Below are 19,114 nucleotides of genomic sequence, written 5' to 3' on the forward strand. Positions count from 1 at the left end.
GCAACCCGACCCTACCGGCGAACTGCCGGTGACCACCGCAAAGCCGCCCGCCCGCTACGGCGCTATTGGGGGCGCGCGTCCGGGCGGCTTTGCTCTACCGAGCTACACCACCTCCGGGGACACGATCCAGGTTGCGGCGACGGCACGGCGATATGGCGTTTTCGCGCTCATTGCTGCTGCGATGGCGACGGTCGATTCGGCCGGAGCCGAAGGATGCCGAACATCAACCTAGCTTCGTACCGGCGATGGTGGCCGCCGACCCAGGGCCGACGCTTGTCCAGTCGCGCCGGCAAGCAGCGGCGGGTCGATCGAGATCTAGCTCAAGCGATGCCCCCCTGCAGAAGTCCATCGAGCCGCGCCTGCCGCGCCGCTCGCAAGGCGTTAGTGGTCGACGATCTCAGGACAGATCAGCTTCGGGCAGGGCAACCGAAACTAATATCGCAGTCATATTTTAGGAGCGGGCGATTACCGTGGTTGAAAAGCCGCCGCTCCTCATTGCCTCGACAGTGGCTCGGGCGAGCCCCTCATCGTCGGGCTTCAGAAGGGCACCTTCCATAGGAAATAGAGTAGCACAGCCATGGCTCCCCAGAAAAGTATGCCGCGGAAGATGAAAGCGAACGTCATGTTAACCGCCGTCTCGCCCAAGACGCTGCGCCCTGGCGATTCCATCGATCGCGTCTGCCACCATTTCTAAAAAAACCCCATACCACGCATCATCGTCGGGAAGCTCCCACTCTCGTAGACTGCCGACGTAACGGGTCAGAGCAATAACGCCCGCGATTGTAGTTGGCGCTGAACGGATGAGCACATTCGCATGCTCCGCGAGAGCATCGTTCCTTTGACTGCTGATTTCGTCGGCGGCATCAAACCCGGCTCCCCCATCGAGCTTCGCCGATACGGACAAGGCCGCGTCGTAGTGCGCCGACAGCTCGCGATGACGCTCGATCACGACGAAGATTAGATCCCGATCGGCTGCAGCAGTCGAATGGGTAGAAAATTCCTGCGATGACAATGTTGGCCCCGAGCAACTAGCATAGCTACGTTACCATCGCAGCCATGATGATAATCAGCGTAGTAGGTCCTTCATCTGCGGTATTTCTGCTCGATCGGATTGGGCGTTCAAACGAGGTCACCGGCTCCATTTGAGGCCGAGAAGTTTCCCGCACGACGGCGCGCGCCTTACTCGCGCCGGAAAACGGCTCTGCCCCCGCTGTTGCCGGCGTAAAGCTGCATATTTGCGCGATATCAAAGGTTGTTATCCCGCATCGGCCGCGCTTGGATACGCTTCCACATTCGAAAGGGGCGGACGAAATATGAAGTTGATTGCAATAGCGGCCGGTCTGTTGCTGCTCGGCGTGATAGGACAAGCAAACGCACGCGGAGGACATGGAGGGCGCGTCAGCTATGGCGGCGGACATCACACTACCAGTCATGGCGGCAGCTATTTGGGTGGATCCGGCTCATCACACCGTGGCGGGACTTATGTCAATTCGAGAACTGGCAACCGTTACGGCACTCATCGATAACGAGCGACGAGGCAGGACTGAAGGCGCGGCCGTTCGATAGGGCTTTTTACGCGTGGGCAACAATGGGAGCCGACGTTTCGGCTATGAAGCCGTGAGGCTCCCAGGAGGGGCTTTCTAACAGCGCTGTTTTGCTATGTGGCGTAATCGACCTCCTCTTCAATGTGGGCACTCTCTGCGGCCTGGCTGGCTAGGTTGGGGATCGGCACATCGGTTTATGTCACCGGCATCCTTATCTGGATAGACGGCACGGTGCTGTTCGGTTTGGGAGCGCTGCTCTCGCACAATGACTTTGCGCAGGCGATATTCGGATAACGCGCTAGAACTCTCTAGGGTGAGGGCCCGGACGAAATGCAGGCCGGAGTGTCCAAACGGGTGAGAGGCTCAGCCGCAGTTCTTCACGTTGATCCAGTGGTTTTGTCCTGCGTTACAGGATGGGACTTAACGCATGAGCGTTTCGTCGAGCGAAATGGCAGACTGCCGTCAAGCAATTCAAAGCTTATGGTTTCCTATGGCGTAGCGAAGATCTTGACGAAGTGTGGTGCGCTGCTTAAAGCATCAAACCTCGGCCGCTGACGACGCTAGTCCCTTGAAATTCGTACGAAGAGCGATTCGAGAATCATCCTTTCACCCTCGGTCTCGTTTCTGACCAGGCGATTATGGGGCGGCTCGCGGTGGCGTTGGTGTATCGGCCGTGAAGTGGCCAATCGGAAGAGATTTCCAATCAGGTCAGATGTTCGCTCGATAGCGCCGGTGAAATCCGTCAATAAATCGCGTTCGGCTGAAGAATTTGAGCGCTAACGCAGCGCCCCCCGTGCGCTCTATCACTACGAGAGCTTCATCTACGATCCCGTCGACGACCATCTTAGATGCTTGACTACGATGTGCCGGCGGCGCCGCCCAGCATCCGTGATGGCGTTTCTGGTGCCAAGGCGCCTTGCGCCCCTCAACGAATCCGCGACAGATGATCCGATCCGAACTGCGTCGATATTTCAGCGCGCGCTTTGCCCGCAACGTGCAATGCTGTGGCGGAGGCGCAACAACCGGTGCAAAAAAACCATAACTCAACTTTTGCTAGTTGCGCGCTTAGGCGGAAAGGCATTCGATAACAACCAGCTTTTGTTAGGTTGACCGGAGTGGCTCGCTCGGCCCCTTTAGAAACCTGCACACTGTGAATTTTAAGCCCGGGGATTTGGTAATGTTGAGGCCGGGAGTCAATTTGATCGCACTTATCGGTGGTTGTGTGCTTGCCGGATGCGGGTTACGCGTTCCAGAGATCCGGGATTTTCCTAACGGTGGGTCATACGCCTCCAATAATGCTTTGGTGCAGGCCATCGTTCGAAGCGTTCATTGCGAACTTGAGGATGCCGTCACCCGGGTTCTCAACGCAAGAGCCGGTTCGTCCGATGCTCTTTTCTTGCGCAAGTGGGGCGCTCAGGTCGCCCTCACTATTCAGCTTGAAGAGAAGTCGACGGCTAATCCGACAGCTGCTTGGTTCCCTCCCTCACCAACTTCGTCGATCTTCAGTTTGAGCGGCGCATTTAATGGATCAGCAGATGCGACCCGTGTGGACAAAGTAAACTTCTATTACAAAGTGAGCGAACTCTATCTGGGACCAAACGGAAGATGTGAGCGTGACACCACGGCTCCAACCGACTCATTACTAATCCAGAGCGACCTGAAATTGGCAGAATGGCTCGACGCGATGGTCAACGGTGTCGCGACAGGGCAAATCGCGAGCGTCGCTAAGCAAAATGTTCTTTCCCATCAAGTAACTTTCGAAATTGATACTAGCGGAAGCATTACTCCTGCATGGAAGCTCGTGAGAGCGACTTTCAACCAAAGCGGCAACTTGCTGTCGGCTTTGCGCAATCGCAAGCATGACCTGGTGGTGACCTTCGCGCCGCTGGATAAAACGCAGAGCGGAAATTTCCTAATCCCAATCGGCGAAAGTACACATATTGCTTCTCAGCTGACCAGCGGCATTACGACGGGCTTCAAGAGCGCCCTGGGCCAATAGACTCCATAGATGTAGACCTTCACTCGGAGGATTATAATGGGCAAGAAAACGAAAAAGCGCGCGGTCAAAGCAAGAAAAGCCAGCGCGGAAGTTGTATTGGACTCTCTGTCGGATGATCCGGCAACGAATGCTCTGGCTGACCGAGTTGCGCGTTGTAATAAGCCGCCGCTCAAGTGGCTAAGGCAAGCTGATGGGTCGTGGCTGGAATGCTCGCTTCGATCAGACTGCACCTACGGCAACTGCCACGAGGTAAGCGCCAATGAGGTGCCAGCAGAGATCCGCAACGGTTGAGGCGCACCGTGTGATCGGACTGCCGGAGGCGCTGTATCAAGCTCAAAACCGAGCGAGCTCATGGTCCGGAAATATTCGCGCGCTGAAGGCCCAGTTTTGCAAGTCATTGATCGTGGCTTTAGCGAAGCGATCCTGCCATTTTATTCCGGACGGATGCTGGTCCTTCGGTCCTGAAATCAACTCTTCGTCGCAGCGTACTCGATCTCACTATGCCCCCGATATCGACAGGACGTAATCGAAACCATCGCTCAGAAATTTGTGCGCGGGGCAAATAGACAGTCTGAGTCGCTGCAACAGCTCTCGACTGACGAAAGAAATACTTTTGGCTGTGTGATCTTCACGGACATCTGCGAGGTAATCTCTGTTAGATTCGTAGTTGGGTTCTTGTGAATTGCTAATTGGGCGGGTTGATTGATCGTGCTCGATATGAACTTTCAACAATTTCCGCTCCGTGGCTTACATCCGGAGCTGATACGATCTTGAGCGGAAATTGACCGGCCGGCCTTGCGAATTCCATTGCAAAGTGCCCACCTGCTTTAGCGACCAACGCTCTCAGGCGGTCGAACTCACCGCACCAGATCGTTTCCATGTCACGATCACGGTTGGAGTCGCGAGCTTCGGCCAGGCTGCCGATACCGACGACCCGCACCTGGAGGAGATCAGATCTCGATGCGCCCAAGAGCTCTACTCCATAGCCAGGATTGGCTGCGTTACGCAGGACGATGTGGCCGTTCTGGACCCAGGCCGTCGCCATTCCCTCGGACACCTCGTATCCCAGGCCGGCAAGACCTTCGAGCACCGCGCGCCTGCGCTCCGCCGCGGCCATCGCCTTGAATTCTTCCTCGATGAGAAGGTCGGTGCGTTTGACGAGGTCTTGCCCATTGCTGGGCGATGGGGAGGCGAGGGCTTCCTCGATTTCGGTCAGCAGCGAGGTAGCCTCCGCTGACTTCATCACGGAAAGCTCGGCGCGTCGCGCCCGAAGTTCGTCCGCTAGTCGGGCGTTGGCGCGGCCATCCTTCACGGCCGCGGCCAGGTCCAACAGAAGGCTATCTGCGATAAGCGATCTTCGAGCCGGAGGCTCTGCTTCCAAGTGCGCGACACGGTCCGAGAATGTGGAGGGATCGATGCCAAGCCCACGCAACTCGCCGAGAAGAGCATCGACGCGGCCCAAGGCGGGATCCTCCACCTCCTGAGCTTGCCCGGCAATCCAGTCCCGCAGGGTGTCAGGGCGCTCGCCCGCGCCCAAGCGAGTAGCAAGCTCGCGTTGGCGGTCTGTCGCGCTATCCTGTGCCGCCTGAAAAGGAAGCAGCAGCAGCGCTTTTGCCATGGCCGTTTCCAAGCGCTCGGTAGATCCGGTCGAGCCACTGAGCTCGCTTCGAATGTCGGCGGGAATTTCGACTTTCAGAGCTTGCAGTCTCTGCAGCAGCGCCTCGGCTGCCGCTTTCGAGCGCCTGAATTCGCGGTTCGAACGGGCCGCCATTTCGGCAGCTCTTTCAACCCGGCGCTCGGAATCCGCCTGAAGGAAGGCGATCTCGGCGGCAACCTGTTTCTGGAGTTCGATGAAACGATCGGCCTCGAGCAGGCGACGAAGGTCATCTCGCCGGACTATGACTTTGTCGACGTCCTTCTGCTCAATGGTCCCGTTGCGTTTGCCGGCGGAGGTCCAGCTTTCGATCGCCGCGTCAAGCCGCGCCAGGTTGCGATGGCAGATGGCGATGATCTCGGCTCGGGTAACGATCCTGAAGGCTTTGGGTCCGCTCATTGCAATCCTCCCCCACGGAGCGCGTGCTCGACAGCGTTCTTGAGCCGGAGGCGTTCGGCTTCTCCAGCATGAGTCCAAGCATACGAGGAAACTCTATGGACATAAGGAACGGCTCTTCCCAACACATTAGGACGCCAGATCTCGCGAGCACGAGCTCTTTGAAGCAAATGATGTCGCGGCGCATCGCATTCCACGCCTATGGCGTAGAGGCCGGTCCGGGGATCGGTCACGGCAAAATCAAGGCTGAATGCGCCGCCATCGCGGGCCCGACTGGGCTTATAGCCATTCGCTTCGAGAAAGGCTTCGACAGACCTGGTGAAGCCGTCGTCCTCATGACGTCCAGCTTCGTGGTGGGGACGTGGTTCGGTTACCATCCGGTCCAGGAGCGTCTTTCCGGAGTCTGCAAGACCATCGGATACCGTCCTGGCATATTCGAGGTAGCCTTGCAGATAGTCGCGCGGCACCCTGGGACCACTCCGCCTCGTCAACAGGTCCGATATCTCTGATATCGGCATGGATGTGACGATGACCACCTTTTCTCTCGCACGTGTTACCGCGACATTCAGGCGGCGCTCGCCGCCGGCGTGGCCTAGCGCGCCGAAGCTCTTGCGGAAAACGCTGTGTTCGTTGCGGCCGAATGTCGTAGAAAAAACGATGATGTCACGTTCATCGCCTTGCACGTTCTCCACGTTCTTGACGAAAAAGCCCATGTCCTCGCCATGCTCGATACGTTCGCGCTCGCGCATCAATGCCTCTCGGAACGCTGCATCGTTTTCGGCGCGATCTTCCAAAGCATCTTCTATGGCGTCGGCCTGCTTGCGGTTGAATGTGACGACACCGACCGACGGCGGCGATGAATCCTCCCAAAGCTCCGATAAGTATTGTACGACATCGCTGGCTTCCTTTTGGTTCGTCTGGGCCTTGTAAGTGCCGTCCGAGCGCACGACTTCGATCGGCTTGAGCCTGCGGATTGTCTCTACGGGATGGCGAACGGGGACGCTAAGGCCGTTGGCGTAGAACGATGCGTTCGAGAATGATATCAGCTCTCGATATTTCGAACGATAGTGCACTTGCAGAGTACGGGTCCGAAGTACGGAGCGGGCGAGTTGGAGGAGGTCGGGACAATCCTTGATCTCTCTGCGATTCCACGTCTCCGCGAAGGCTTCGCGTTCCTCCTCGCTGGCTCCTTCTTCAGGTTCTTCACCGTCGAATATTGCCGCTTCGTCGTTCTCGACCTTGCTGGCGAAGAAAGAGGTCGGCGGCATCTGCTTTTCGTCGCCGCTGACGACGACGAGCCTGCTGCGGAACAGGGAGGGCAGCGCATACTCAACGGGCATCTGCGAAGCCTCGTCGAAGATGACGGTATCGAAGAGCCCCGCGCGAGGTTGCAGCACGCGGCTCGCGACATCTGGCGTCATGAGCCAGACTGGCCGGAGCGCGAATAGACCGAGCGGAGCACCGCGATCGATGAATTCGCGCAATCTTAGCGCTCTTGGGCCACGCAGCCTGGTGATCACGTCCCACTCGCCGCTCGGACGCACTTTTGCTGCATCGATACCTTGGACGAGAAGATCCCGGTTGTACTGCCGGATCTGCGCGTCGGATTCCGCGAGCGATTTTACCTTCGCATCTAACTGGTCGGCGTCGAACAAGACGTCAGGATTTGCACCCTCCATATCGGCCTTCCACGCCAAACGCGCCTCGCGGCCTATAGTGGCGCGAATGCAGGTGTCGAGGTCTTCGGAAGCCAGTTCCGAAAGCTCGGACTCCCTCGACCTGAGTGTTGCGAAGATGGCGCGCTCCTTGTCGTCCAGGCGCGAAGAGCGAAGTCGATATTCCTGGTAGCTGCTCAGCATCGGCAGAGCTTGCACGATCTGGTCGATGGCGCTCGCATTAGAGCGACCATTCTCAATCGCCGAGCGTCTCGATCCGAGCCACAGTTCGTCGAAATAGGTCCTGAGCCGGTCCAATGCGGCGCGGCTTTCCTCTCGCGTGTGATGCCTTCTGAGCGCGAGTTCAGCCCCCTCAAAGAACGTGCCGAGCTCCTCGGTCGTTCCGACCGAGAGCGCTCTCTCGAGCTCAAGCCGGTCCGGGCACCGATCGATGAGCAAATTGTGGCCTCCCAGACCATTGAGGAACGAGCCGAGGCGCTCGGCGAAATCGGCGAGCTTACCGGGCGACAAATCCAGATTGGGCGCACGGCCGAACAGGACCGTGAAATATTGCTCGAGTTCGTGCCTTGGCTGGCGTATGGCCAATTCGAGCTCGACCGCATAATACAACGAGCTGATGGCGTCGTTATCTTGCGGGAGCTCCAATGACGCAAGGAGCTGGCGTACACGGCGCGTTCGCAGCCAATGGAGCGGGTTGAGCCATTGGAGGGCGCTTGCCGGCAAGCGAACTTGGCCCGCGAGTTCCCCGGCAGAGCAGAGCTCTTCCTCATTGAAGGCGATAAGCTTGGAGCAAAAGTTCGTTTTGTAGGAAGGGCCGTCGAGCGATGAGAAAATTTCTTTCATCGCTGATAGGCCCTCGAGAATGCGCGCAGCTTCCGATGTCCCATCCTCGACGTTCCGAAACAGCGGCCGCAATCGAGCGAGATTTGCGCAGACCGAATCGCTGATCGAGCGGAGCTCAGCCGCTTCGGCGAGCCAAGCCCGAAATTCCGCCGCATCCGATATTTTTAGACAATCCGCCGTTTCATCGTCGGTCTGCTCCCGCCGCGCGTCGGCTTGCAAAAATGCCTGCAGGTGCAAGGCCAGCGCGGCCGCGGTTCCTCGATCGGGATTGAACGGCTTGAGGGCGGACAGAGGATTGTCTTCAAATTTCGACGGAAGCCAGAATTTCGCGAGCGGGCCGCAATTCTCCTCGATCCTCGCCACGTCCGCGGGATGTAGATCTGCCAGCAACGGGCGGATTTCAGGAGCGTCAATGGGTTTCGGGCTGCCTTCTTCGATCTCGAGCAGTTCGCCGAGCAGCGCTCGATAGGACAATCCGGTTCGATCATCCTGCGAATGAAGTGCAACCTGGCGACGATCCAGCTCCGTCTCGAGCGTCTCGATGCGAGCCGCGAGGCGATCGCGCTCTCGCTTCCAGGCGGGAGACCCCCCGGGAGACAGGTTGTGCAAAGCCTGGACCTGCGAACGGATTGCGCCGACGATCGGCTCACGGTCGCGATGGGCATCGGTGATCATGACGAAGCGATCCGTCAGGCGTTCCTTATCCAGGCGCTTGCGGACCACCTCGAGAGCGGCTTGTTTCTGGCAGATCACAAGGAGCGATTTTCCCGTGCCGATGGCGTCCGCGACCATGTTGACGATGGTCTGGCTCTTGCCGGTTCCGGGAGGTCCTTCTATCACTAGTCCCGGAGCCTGACGTGCTTCGAGGACGGCGGCTTCCTGCGAGGGATCACTATCTGCAGTAAAATACCGGTCGGCCTCTTTCACCGGAGGGGATGCCGAAGGCGCCGCCTGCTGTTCGTTCAGCCGCAGGGCGGCCTCGAGTGCCGTGGCCGTCGGCGGCAAGCCCCGGAGGGTCTCGAGATCCTTCATCACCGCCTGGCCCATGAAGGCCAAATGGAACAGCACGGCTGCTGGCACCAGCTGCCGCTCTTGCGCGCCGACTTCGACATCCTTGCCGGGAAGCGCAATCAACTCGATGCCGATAGGCTTGGCCAATCGGCTGAAGGCGTCCATCACCGCCTGGACGGACAAGCTTGCATGGGTCAGGAGCTCGTTGGCCGCTTCCTGCCAACGTCTCGCCTCGGGAATGCCGACCATTCCTTCGAGGGCGGGATTGACGAGAACATGCTCGATCTCGATATCGGGATTTCTCTCGCGCCCATAACCTAAAGAGACATGACCGCGGTTTCCGACCTCCGGATTGACGCGCACCGGCCACAGCAGGACCGGCGCAATCCGCGGTCTCGCGTTCGGCCGATGATCGCGCATGATCAAGAACGGAAATCCCATGAACAGGCCATCGATGCCGGTATCGCGCCTGTAGAGCAATGCATGGGAGTGCAAGGAGCGCAACCTTCGCTCAAGCCCGTCATCATCGGCGAAAGCCGCCGGATCGACGTTCACGGTCCGGTTCGTACGACCAAGCAGTTGCTCGAGAATCTCAGCTGCCGGCACTCTGGATGTATCGAGCTCGCTGAGGTCGATCCTGGCCGATTTGCCAATCAGCATGCGCGTCAGCGGTCCGCGCAACACGCCACCTGAAATCCGCTTGGCGAAGAAGTCCAAGATCGTCGACACATAGCCTTGCTTCGGAAGCGCTCTCCACGTCTCGGCGGGCACACAAAGCAGGGCGAGCGCGCGCCCTAAGGGCATCCGTCTGTCCAGGCGAAACTGGTCCGCCCACTCGTCGACCTCCTTGATGCCGCATCTGGCGAAGTTTTGAATGCGCTCGTCGATCGCCTGGTAGATCTCGCGACGTGGGCGGCCGAGGAGCGTTGCCGCCTCCTCTGTTGAAAAGTTGCCGAGCCCGGCCGTCGACGCTTCCTTTTCTGCTTCTTCGATGACCTCGGCGACCGAGCGGAACTGGTTCGAGGTCGCGCTGAGCAGGATGACGAGGTCTTCTTCCGCCGAAATGCGGCGCTCAGAGAGCGCTGCTACGCCGGCATGGTCGGTATCGGGGAAAAATTTTCGCCGTTCTTCCCAGAGCGCGGCGAGGCGCGCCATAGAGGTCGACAGCAGGTGAACGCGCAGAGCATCCTCGTCGACCGCGATTTCGAGTTGATCCAGTCGTTTACGAACCGTGTCCGAGCGGACCTTCAGGCGCCAGAGCCAATCGTCCGGATCAATCTTCCGCAGCAGGTCGGGTGCAGGACCTGTGATCAGACTGTAACCGTCGCTCGGGTGGTCGAGCAGCCAACCGGGTGTGACAATATTGCCTCTGACGATCAGAGGCATCGACGGATTGAGGGTTTTAAGGGAGATGGAAAGCTTCAAATCCTCCTGAAGGTCCTCAGTCCGGAGAATTTGCCGAAGACCTGCCGCAACAGCCGCTTCGAAGCCGGCCTCCGAAGTCCAGCTTGCAACGGCGCCTCTGAGGACAAGCGCCTTGGCTTGGTCCCAGTTCGCAGCTTCCGCCGCTGCCAATGCGAACATGTTTGCAGATCGATATTCTTTGCCGCCCAGCGAAATCGAGCTCCGGCCCTCTATGTCACCCGCTGTATCGGCCCCTGGCGCTGATACGCTTTCTCCGCGCAGCCACGCCTGAACTTCCTTCCACTGCCAGCGCTGACGCCTGTCACGCGCCAACAGGCCACGCAGCAACGTGTTGATCCGCTCATCCAGACTTTCGGGGAGGTGTACGCCGTTGGTGAGAATGTGGATCAGAAAGGCCTGCTCGTTGATGCCTGCGAAGCAGGCGCCTTGGGTGATCTTCTCCAACAAGATCATCCCCATGCTCCACCAGTCGGAAGCCGGCGCGACGCCGCCGGCGATCGCCTCGGGCGCCATATAGCGAGTGGTTTCAAGCGGAGACACGATATCGAGGTCGAATTCGGAGAGCCGTGCCGAGCCGAAGCCTCCGACGACGAGGTCAAGTGGCTCGTTTGACCGCACGAAGACCACGGACGGCCGCAGATCCCTATGTCGCAAGCCGGCTTCGGTGAGAGCGTGAACGGCCTTGGCGAGTTCGCCGACCAATGTTGCAAGAGACGCCGGATCACCTGGATCGACGGCAAAATCCGCCAGAGTGCCGCCCTTGAATTCCTCCGCGACCTCGTAGGCGCGGTCTTGCCAGCGACCGGTTGCGAAGAATTCCGGGACGTGATCTCGAGGAAGCTTTAAGAGCAAATCGTAGATCGCTTGGTCCGGTTCCGAGCCTATAGCGTAAAGCGTGAGTATTCCTCGCTGTCCGTCTGAGGCGCGCGTGGCGACGAAGCGCTCGCGAACTGTGCTGGATGAGGCGATCCGATCCTGCAGATGCCAACCGTCCACGACCGTTTCGTGGCCGGGGGCCGGCGCGGGCTGTGGTGTCGGAGTGGGCTCGGTCGGTGAGGGCGCCTCATCCCCTTCGATGGTCGGCTCGCCGCATAGGCTGCAGATCAGGTCGCCAGGAGAGCCCTGATGACCGTTTCGACAGGTCGGAGCGCTCGGAACAGGAATTACAGCTGGATTTGGCCTTGGTCTCGCCGATCCAGCCGGCGTTATATCGATCGCCGACAGGTCCCAGCCGCAGGTTTGGCCGTTCAACGTGCCTTCACAAAAGATCTCGCTGACAGGGCGTTCGGTATTGCAGTTCGGACAAAGTCTGATCATCAGCAAAATTCTAAATAGAGGGGAAACGTGTATCTTCCGAAATTCTCAGCGTCGATCCGCCGCTTTCGAGCATATTTCGCAGGCGGCGGAAGTCGCCGCGAGCCGGAATGCCCGCAAGCCAGACGTCGCCATTATCGTCGAACATGACGTCGAAGGTGCGGTCTTTATCGTCGATCGGCCGGTCGAAACTCGCGAACCGAGCACGGCCCAGGGCCGTCATGAGGTGCAGCTCCTGATTGTCGCTGCCACGAAGCGCGAGGGTTTGCTTTTCATCGATATCGAACGGTCCGGAAACGACCGCGTCGATCAGAGATGGCGATGTGGCTAGCGCTTCAGAGATCGCAGTCAACGGGTAGCCGGTAAAGACCAGGATGTCCGCCTTCGTTCGAGTTCTAAGCCGCGCCAAAAGATCGAACAAAGCCTCGCGCTGATCGAAGGGCTCGCCACCCGAAATCGTGATCCCGTCGGCGGTCGAAAGCCACGGCGAGACTGCCTCGACGACTTCCTCTACGGTCGTCGTTCCTCGTCCGTGCGCCCAGGTGTCCATGGAGATGCATCCTGGACAGCGGATCGAACAGCCTTGAAGCCAGATCCCGATCCTGCGCCCCGGCCCCAACGTTGTCACCGGGAAATGGATGCGCGACAGATTGACCATCCTCATGGGGAATGCTCGCTCACGAGATCGATCGTGGTCGATGGCCCAGGGCGAATCTCTTCAATCCTGTATCTGTGTCCGGCTTCCGCTCCGCGATCGAAGAGACTGCGCGACAGTGGGTTGATAAGGTGAAATTCAACCTGATTGCGGATGCCGCGGCCGCCGTTTGAAAGATCAGAAAGGCACAGGCCGCGAAGGACCTCCCGGGCAGCTCCGGTCAACGTCACGTCATAACCCCGCGAGCTGACGTCCTTGAGCAGATTGTCGACCATCTGATCGAAAATCTCGTTTGCGACCTCGGTCCGGATGAAGTCGAAAACGATGACGTTCTCTCCGATCCGGTTCAATATCTCGGGCCGGTTGAGGACCTGTTTGAAGTGCTTTTCGATCTCGCTTCGGACCTTTCTCCGCACGGCTTCGAAGGTCTCTTCGGGTGTGACGTTGGCAATTCTCTCACCAGATGGCCCGGGTACGTAGATGCCCAAATTTGAGGTGAAAACAATGAACGATTCGGAGAAATAGACACGATCCCCTCGTCCCGAGGTGAGGACGCCGTCGTCGAGGACCTGCAGGAATTTGTCGAGAATCCTCGGATGCGCCTTCTCGATCTCATCGAACAGCACGACGCTGAACGGCTTTTCACGGATCGCGTTCGTGAGCTCGCCTCCGACGTCATACCCGACATAGCCGGGCGGTGCACCGATCAGCCGCTGGTCCGAGTGCTCGGCACTGAACTCCGACATGTCGAAGCGGATATACGCAGATTCATCGCCGAAGAGCAGACTGGTGATGGTCTTGGCGAGTTCCGTCTTGCCGACACCGGTCGGCCCGGCAAGAAAGACGACACCTCTTGGCCGGCCGCCGCGCGGCGATTGTCCGATCCCGGTCACAGCGCGCTTGACGATATCGAGCATATGCGTGACTGCGTGAGACTGTCCCTTGACGCGGCGTCTGACGAATTCTTCACCTGAGGTGATCTTGTCGCGACTGATCTTGCGCCAGGGATCCTCAGTCACGCCTACCTTGAAGCGCCGCACCGCATCCCCGATCCGATCGACCTGCACGCCTTCGGTGCGGGCGAGTTGCGCGACCGCGCTGACGTCGAGCAACAGAAGGCCTTCAGTCTCGTCCACGAATCCTTGAGTACACTTTTCTAGCTCAGATTGGTCCGCGTTCTGCGCGCCAGGCAGACTTCGGACAAGGGAGCGGATCATGCTCCTTCTCGAAAGATGATCCGGTCGCCCGATGAGCACGTGTCTGATCTTCGGGTTTCCGATCAGGAACCAATCGGGCAGGTCACCCTCCTTGTCGACGATCCAGACGACCGTATTGAAGAAGGGCAGCCGCTTATCGCCCGCCGGACGCGGCCGCGCCGCATGAGACAGGATCAGCGCCCGGGCGAAAAGCTGGTGCTCGGCAGGTGATAAGGCCTCGTTTCGAGCGATCAGTCTTGAGGCAAAGTCGACGACAAGGGCGGAGGGCTGGCCTTCAGCCATGACGTGCCGTTCGAGCGTCGTCGATAACAGATCGATTCCGCCCGCCGCTGTGCCAGCAGTCGGCACTAGACCCAGTTGAGTGAGGTAGCTTCCGTCGGCCGGCTCAATGTCCCGAAATCCGTTCATAAGATCGAACCATGCGATCCGCCCATAACCAGCTGCCTTTAAAACGTCCGGCAGAACCCTCGATAACGGCGCTGCGGTCACCTCACCCGGACCGACCTCGTGGATCTGAAGGTCCCGCGTATTGCCGGAGAGCACGAATTGGCTGCGCAGAGGCAAAAAGCGCAACAAATCGCGGAGCCATCTGGCTCTTTCCACCGAACGGTCCTGCACCGAGAAGCCCCCTTGTACGCGTATGACGCGACTATAAGCTATCCTACTCGCCGATTTCGAGGGTATTTCCCAAGAATCCATAGGGAAATGGGATAAGGCGAAAGGAACGAGAGGGACGGTTCGATCGAGGTCGGAAGGGGACATCCGGCGCATCAGGCGGACGTGACGAGCGCGCCGCGCGTTCAGAAGCAGGTCGCCTTCGTGGAAGCTCCACTCCCAACCAGGGAACTTCGGTCGCGGATTGGGTCCATCGGTCGCCCGCCGAGCCGCATCGAACAGCTGTTGGGCTTCCACTTTTTGCGATCGGCAGGCCCTTTCGATAACTATGTGCTTCTTGGTCCGATTTTTTCCTTGCTCATCGATTGCGGGATTTGTGCTCGGTCCCAGGTCCTTGCCGAAACGCGCGGTCGTGGCCCCTGCTGGCAGGTCCCAATCGACCGCGAATGAGAATTGTATTGCCGAATTCTGGGAGTTCAGCGCGGTCACAAATCAGTCGCGACCAAGGACGTGTGCATCGGCACGCCGGAGACGCCGGCGGATCTAGGATGAATCTGCTTCGTCGCGCCAAAAGCTCCGACCTCGCGTGACCGCAAGGGCCCAGCACCATGAGCCGTGACGCATTCGTTTCCGATCAAATGACTGCCCCGTTCAACGGAACGCAATACCTATATCTGCATCGGGGCAAACCGATGAGGCCGAGCACGACTACTGGTTCGCAGGCAATGAGCAGTCACAACAGGCAAGCGGCGCCTGCTGATCAGGAGGGACATGGTCAGCTTGCACTTCCTTGTGGCGCCTCGCGTTCAGGGAACTTGGAGCGAACTGCCAATAAGTAGGCTTGTAGCTACGGGCGAGTTCGACATTTCACGAATACAGATCAAATCGGTATTTGCGGCTCCTAAGATCAAAAGCTTCCCGTCCGCCCTCCATGATCGATGTTATAGTCGCGCTGACCGCAGGCGTCTCGATCGCCCCGTCGCAATCGAGCTGCACGCGAGGGGCGTTGTTGTTGGGCATTGACGAGGGTTCAGGAGACTTTAGTGCGACGATCTTATCGGCATCCCCGTTGACGACGATGTTGGCATTGTGCGTGGTGAATATGAGCTGACGGGTCGATTTCGAGGTTCGTAACAGCTCAACGATTCGCATGATCACGCGGTTGTCAAGGTCGTCTTCCGGCTGATCGATAATCAGAGTCCCCGCAGACTGCTTGAGCAATAGCTCCAATAGAGCTGATGCCTGCTGACCAGGCGAAGCCATTTTGAAATCTATCGGTCTACCGTCATCAACATAGGACATGTTGATGGCGTCATTCGGCACCGCGGCCACTATTCCTGCAACGACGGGATCCGCCAGACTTTGATAGATGCGTTTACGCTGACGATCCGTCAGTTGCCGCGCGCCGTTGAAAATGATTGCCTGCAGCGAGGAGAGCAATCCATCGCTTGCCTCGGGCGGTGACCCGGCCATGATTTTGGCCTCATACAGGTCCAAGAACCGCTGTCGCAGTTTCGCCCAGCCTTTACTTTCGTCTGCCTCGAGGATAGCCCTAATCCAATCCGTGCAGCTTTCCTCAACTGATTGGGTGCCTGAACCCTCAAAGAGCTTGTACAGGGCAGCGCGATATTGCGCCGGCATGCGATCCTTCTTTAGTCGGGCTTTCAACATATTGCTTGATCTTCCCGCAACCTTGTCGGCTGCTGCCTTCAAGATCGCTCGCCGCCGTTCGATTAACCCGTCTAAACTCTCGAGCGCGTCCCGGTAGTTCCTTTCGGCGTGGACATGGGTCTGGCCAGCGCTCCTCGCCTTTGCCTGCGACGCCTCCGCGGTTTGGAGTTCGGTATTTAGGCGAGCGACCTCATCGACAAAATTGCTGTGTTTGCTCTGCTCCTCGACCGCGGCGGTGTACGTCAACATGAAAGCATCTCGCTTAGCAGCGAAGCGGCCTTTGGCATCATTTTGTTTGGTAGCAAGTAGCTCGAGAGCTGCCCGCGCTGACGAAAGCGAGGACGTCAGCATAGATTTCGCCTCAACGACGGCTTCTTGCAATTCCCTAACTTCTTCGAAATCGGCGGCACCCTCGTATGCTGCTGCTTCGGCGGTCACAGCGATTGCCTCAAGCTCGCCGAGTTGTGCACTTGCGTGCTCTGCCTGGCTGCCCACTGTTGCTATGTACTCGCCTGCACGTCCGTACTTCGGACTTTCCTCAATCGTCCGTAAGGCCGCTGCCGACAGGCCTTCCTCCTCAAGCCGTTTAGTCAGCGCAGCAATCCGTGCCCTGAGATCCTCCACCTTCTCGGTCGTCTGTCTGAGGTCGACCCGGGACTTCCAAAGCGCCACCAGATTAATAAGGGCCGCGCCGACGCTCCGTTGCGTGTTTTCAATGTCCCGGTCGATGCTCCGCCGCTGGTCTATCTCTTCGGCCGCGGCGATATTTGTGATCTGATCCGACGCAGTAGCCGGATCATTCATCGTGCTTGAGAGACCTTTCTGCCTGAATGCTCTTGATCGGAACCTCTCACGCGCGGCGCTCGTTGTCAGTTCAAGCGTCCGCTCCCCCACAGTAACCGTTATGATCTCACTATTCGAAAGGACTCTCCGCCACGTCTCTCTGACGCCTTCGCGCTCGAGGACGACCTCGACGTAACCGTCGCCCGCCAAGGTTTCGCTGATGAGCTTGGCTTCGCGGCTTTGCTCGGGATCAAGCTTTGCATTGAAATCCTTGTCAGTACGACCCAAACCGAAGCGCAGGTATTCTAGGAAGGCGCTTTTACCGGAGCCACGCCCGCCGATGATGGCATTGAAGCCGTCGTTGAAGACGATTGTCACGGCTGCAGGACCGGTGAGACTGCTCTTCACTCGAAGTTCGACCAGGTATTCCGTGGGGCACGTCGGCGGTTCAAAAGCGATTCTGGCTTCGTCAGCAAGCAATGCTTGTCGGAGCGCTTCAATCGAGTGTTCGCCCAGTTTGATCCAGCAATCGTTAACTCCCAGGCGACTCCAGTCGGCCGTTCGGTTGTCGCCCGTCGCTAGCATGGCGCGCCGTCGCTTCCCCCAATCGTGGATTTTGCCGCGTATTTTCTCAACGGTTGTTAGATCCAAGGAGCTGTAGGCGCGCTCGATATAGACGCCGTCAATCGGGAGGTTGGCGAAGCGGGGATGGTGACCCTGCTCATTAAGAGTCTTATGATCCTCTTCCATACTGAAATGAGGCAAGATCACGCTGGTATCGCGTAAATGTTGCTCGCTTTGGACTGCCTCAACAAAGCCGGACACGGTTTCTCGCGCGGGCAGAATGTCGCATGTTTTCGCATCAGAAGCTGGCGCCATGAGAATGTTGCCGGCGGCGCCGAGCGCAAGTTTCTGTGTGTCTACGGTTGCGCTTGGATCGAAGATGACGATGCATTGGGCGTTGTCGGAGCATGTGATCTCCACAGCCGGGAAGACAAGAACATTAGATTGCAGTCGTGCTGCTGCCTCCAACGCATACGCCGACAGGCAAATATCGTGATGATCAGAGATAGCCACGGCCTGCAGCCGGGCCGCTTCAGCTGCCCGTATAAATTCCTCGGCCCATGCCCGTCGTGCGAGCTCCGCCGCGTCCTCGCCACCAGGCAGATCGGGTGAACCGCTCCACGCCCGGTCGCGTGGCGTGTGGCATTGGAAATCGCACTTATGCCACGTCGTACCTAGATGTAGCCCCACCTCGTAAATCATTTCCTGCGTCTTTCTTCGCGGGCCAAACTTGCCGAGCATGTGCGTCAATGCAACATACCTAGCGAACTAATCCATTGCACCAACCTGCATCCTGCCAAGCTGGGCCGACACAATTTTCCCGCGGGAGCATTGGCCAAAACGTTAGTCCATAAAAGTGATAGGTCTGTCCGTATCGTACAAAGTGCGCTTTCAATTTCGCGGCTGAAATCGCCGCGCGTCACTCTCGTTCGAATCGTACCAATGTCAGTACCTGCACGCGACGTGATTTAATGGATTGTTCTGAAAAGCTCAGCCGGCGGGCTGCGATTGACATTCAAAAGCTCTGCGAGGTCGAACCTTATCGATAGTCACGTGGCTCTTAATTTTGATCTGAAGCACCAAAGGGCAGTCCTTTCTTGGACACCATACATTTCTGGATTGCAAACAAATCCACATAGATAAGCCCTTGTTGCTTTGGCCCCCGACTGTGTAGCAATGGGGTGTAACATTGCTGTTCAGGGTTGTTCGGCCAATGCGCCGCGACGGGTCTGGCTTTCCTTTTTTCGTGCAGCGTATTCCGGCTGATTCCGGCGCGCAGCAGTCGGTGCCGAACTCGCAATGGGGCGACGGCTTCGTTTTCGTGACGCCTAGCGAGGGCGCTCAGGCCGTGCGGTTCTCCCCTCGCACCACAGAGCCTGGCGAAGCCAAGAAGCGTCAGGCGCTCGCGGCAGCGCACCTGGCGACCGTGTGGGAGGCGCTCCGCAATGGCCCCTCCGGTGCATCTCACCCACCGGCAAGCGACAGCCTTGGCAGGCGAACTCTATTGCGTTTGGGCGGACAGCGAGAGGCTACGGGCTTCGTGTGAGTCAAATTGATCCGTCGCGCTGAACGGGAGAGCTGGAGCTTGGAGAGGGGATCGACGCGTGAATTTGTTGCAGGCCATGATTGACAGAACAGAATAAGTTCAGTTGAATAATTTTCTCTTACATCTCATAGGCGCTTCAATTTGTCATAAAGAAGGACAGGGGAAGCAACCAAGCGTACCGCTGGTTTGAGGCATAACAGC

9 protein-coding genes are annotated in these 19,114 nt (G+C 58.3%); 3 read left to right on the plus strand and 6 right to left on the minus strand.

Going from position 1 to position 19,114, the window contains the following annotated elements; genetic code table 11:
• On the plus strand, positions 1 to 232 hold a 232-nt coding region (locus CVM73_RS40760; RefSeq protein ID WP_208639279.1), incomplete at its 5' end, for a hypothetical protein.
• A gap of 393 nt (positions 233 to 625) precedes the next feature.
• Here the strand turns inward: CVM73_RS40760 and CVM73_RS35130 are convergent.
• Positions 626 to 1,012, minus strand: a complete 387-nt coding sequence (locus CVM73_RS35130) for a hypothetical protein (protein WP_100236347.1) — start codon at positions 1,010 to 1,012, stop codon at positions 626 to 628.
• A 1,730-nt stretch (positions 1,013 to 2,742) separates the two neighbouring features.
• Between CVM73_RS35130 and CVM73_RS35140 the strand changes: the two genes are divergently transcribed.
• A complete protein-coding gene (locus CVM73_RS35140) occupies positions 2,743 to 3,543 on the plus strand; it encodes a hypothetical protein (protein ID WP_245452515.1) in 801 nt (266 codons plus the stop codon).
• A gap of 36 nt (positions 3,544 to 3,579) precedes the next feature.
• Positions 3,580 to 3,834 carry a hypothetical protein gene (locus CVM73_RS39465; RefSeq protein ID WP_146006711.1) on the plus strand — a complete coding sequence of 85 codons (255 nt, stop codon included), beginning with the start codon at positions 3,580 to 3,582 and terminating at the stop codon, positions 3,832 to 3,834.
• A 394-nt stretch (positions 3,835 to 4,228) separates the two neighbouring features.
• Here CVM73_RS39465 and CVM73_RS35145 read toward each other — a convergent pair whose 3' ends face one another.
• From CVM73_RS35145 to CVM73_RS35165, 5 genes are all read right to left on the minus strand, one after another.
• Entirely contained in the window at positions 4,229 to 5,596 is a 1,368-nt protein-coding gene (locus CVM73_RS35145; protein ID WP_100236350.1) for a hypothetical protein, read from the minus strand.
• Positions 5,593 to 11,544 carry an AAA domain-containing protein gene (locus CVM73_RS35150; protein WP_245452516.1) on the minus strand — a complete coding sequence of 1,984 codons (5,952 nt, stop codon included), beginning with the start codon at positions 11,542 to 11,544 and terminating at the stop codon, positions 5,593 to 5,595. The genes CVM73_RS35145 and CVM73_RS35150 overlap by 4 nt, the downstream gene beginning before the upstream one ends.
• Positions 11,545 to 11,875: 331 nt before the next feature.
• Positions 11,876 to 12,526 carry a 4Fe-4S single cluster domain-containing protein gene (locus tag CVM73_RS35155; RefSeq protein ID WP_100236351.1) on the minus strand — a complete coding sequence of 217 codons (651 nt, stop codon included), beginning with the start codon at positions 12,524 to 12,526 and terminating at the stop codon, positions 11,876 to 11,878.
• Positions 12,523 to 14,838, minus strand: coding sequence for an AAA family ATPase (locus CVM73_RS35160; RefSeq protein WP_245452517.1), 2,316 nt, complete (start codon positions 14,836 to 14,838; stop codon positions 12,523 to 12,525). Before CVM73_RS35160 ends, CVM73_RS35155 begins: the two co-directional genes overlap by 4 nt.
• Positions 14,839 to 15,216: 378 nt before the next feature.
• Positions 15,217 to 18,069: a TrlF family AAA-like ATPase gene (locus CVM73_RS35165; protein ID WP_347338477.1), complete on the minus strand. Its 2,853-nt coding sequence runs from the start codon at positions 18,067 to 18,069 to the stop codon at positions 15,217 to 15,219.
• Positions 18,070 to 19,114: the final 1,045 nt, after the last annotated feature.

Source organism: Bradyrhizobium forestalis (assembly GCF_002795245.1).
GTDB lineage: Bacteria > Pseudomonadota > Alphaproteobacteria > Rhizobiales > Xanthobacteraceae > Bradyrhizobium > Bradyrhizobium forestalis.

Coding starts and splice junctions, on each gene's coding strand:
- CVM73_RS39465 (WP_146006711.1), top strand. CDS start 3,580: ATGGGCAAGAAAACGAAAAAGCGCGCGGTCAAAGCAAGAAAAGCCAGC.
- CVM73_RS35145 (WP_100236350.1), bottom strand. CDS start 5,596: ATGAGCGGACCCAAAGCCTTCAGGATCGTTACCCGAGCCGAGATCATC.
- CVM73_RS35155 (WP_100236351.1), bottom strand. CDS start 12,526: ATGAGGATGGTCAATCTGTCGCGCATCCATTTCCCGGTGACAACGTTG.
- CVM73_RS35165 (WP_347338477.1), bottom strand. CDS start 18,069: ATGATTTACGAGGTGGGGCTACATCTAGGTACGACGTGGCATAAGTGC.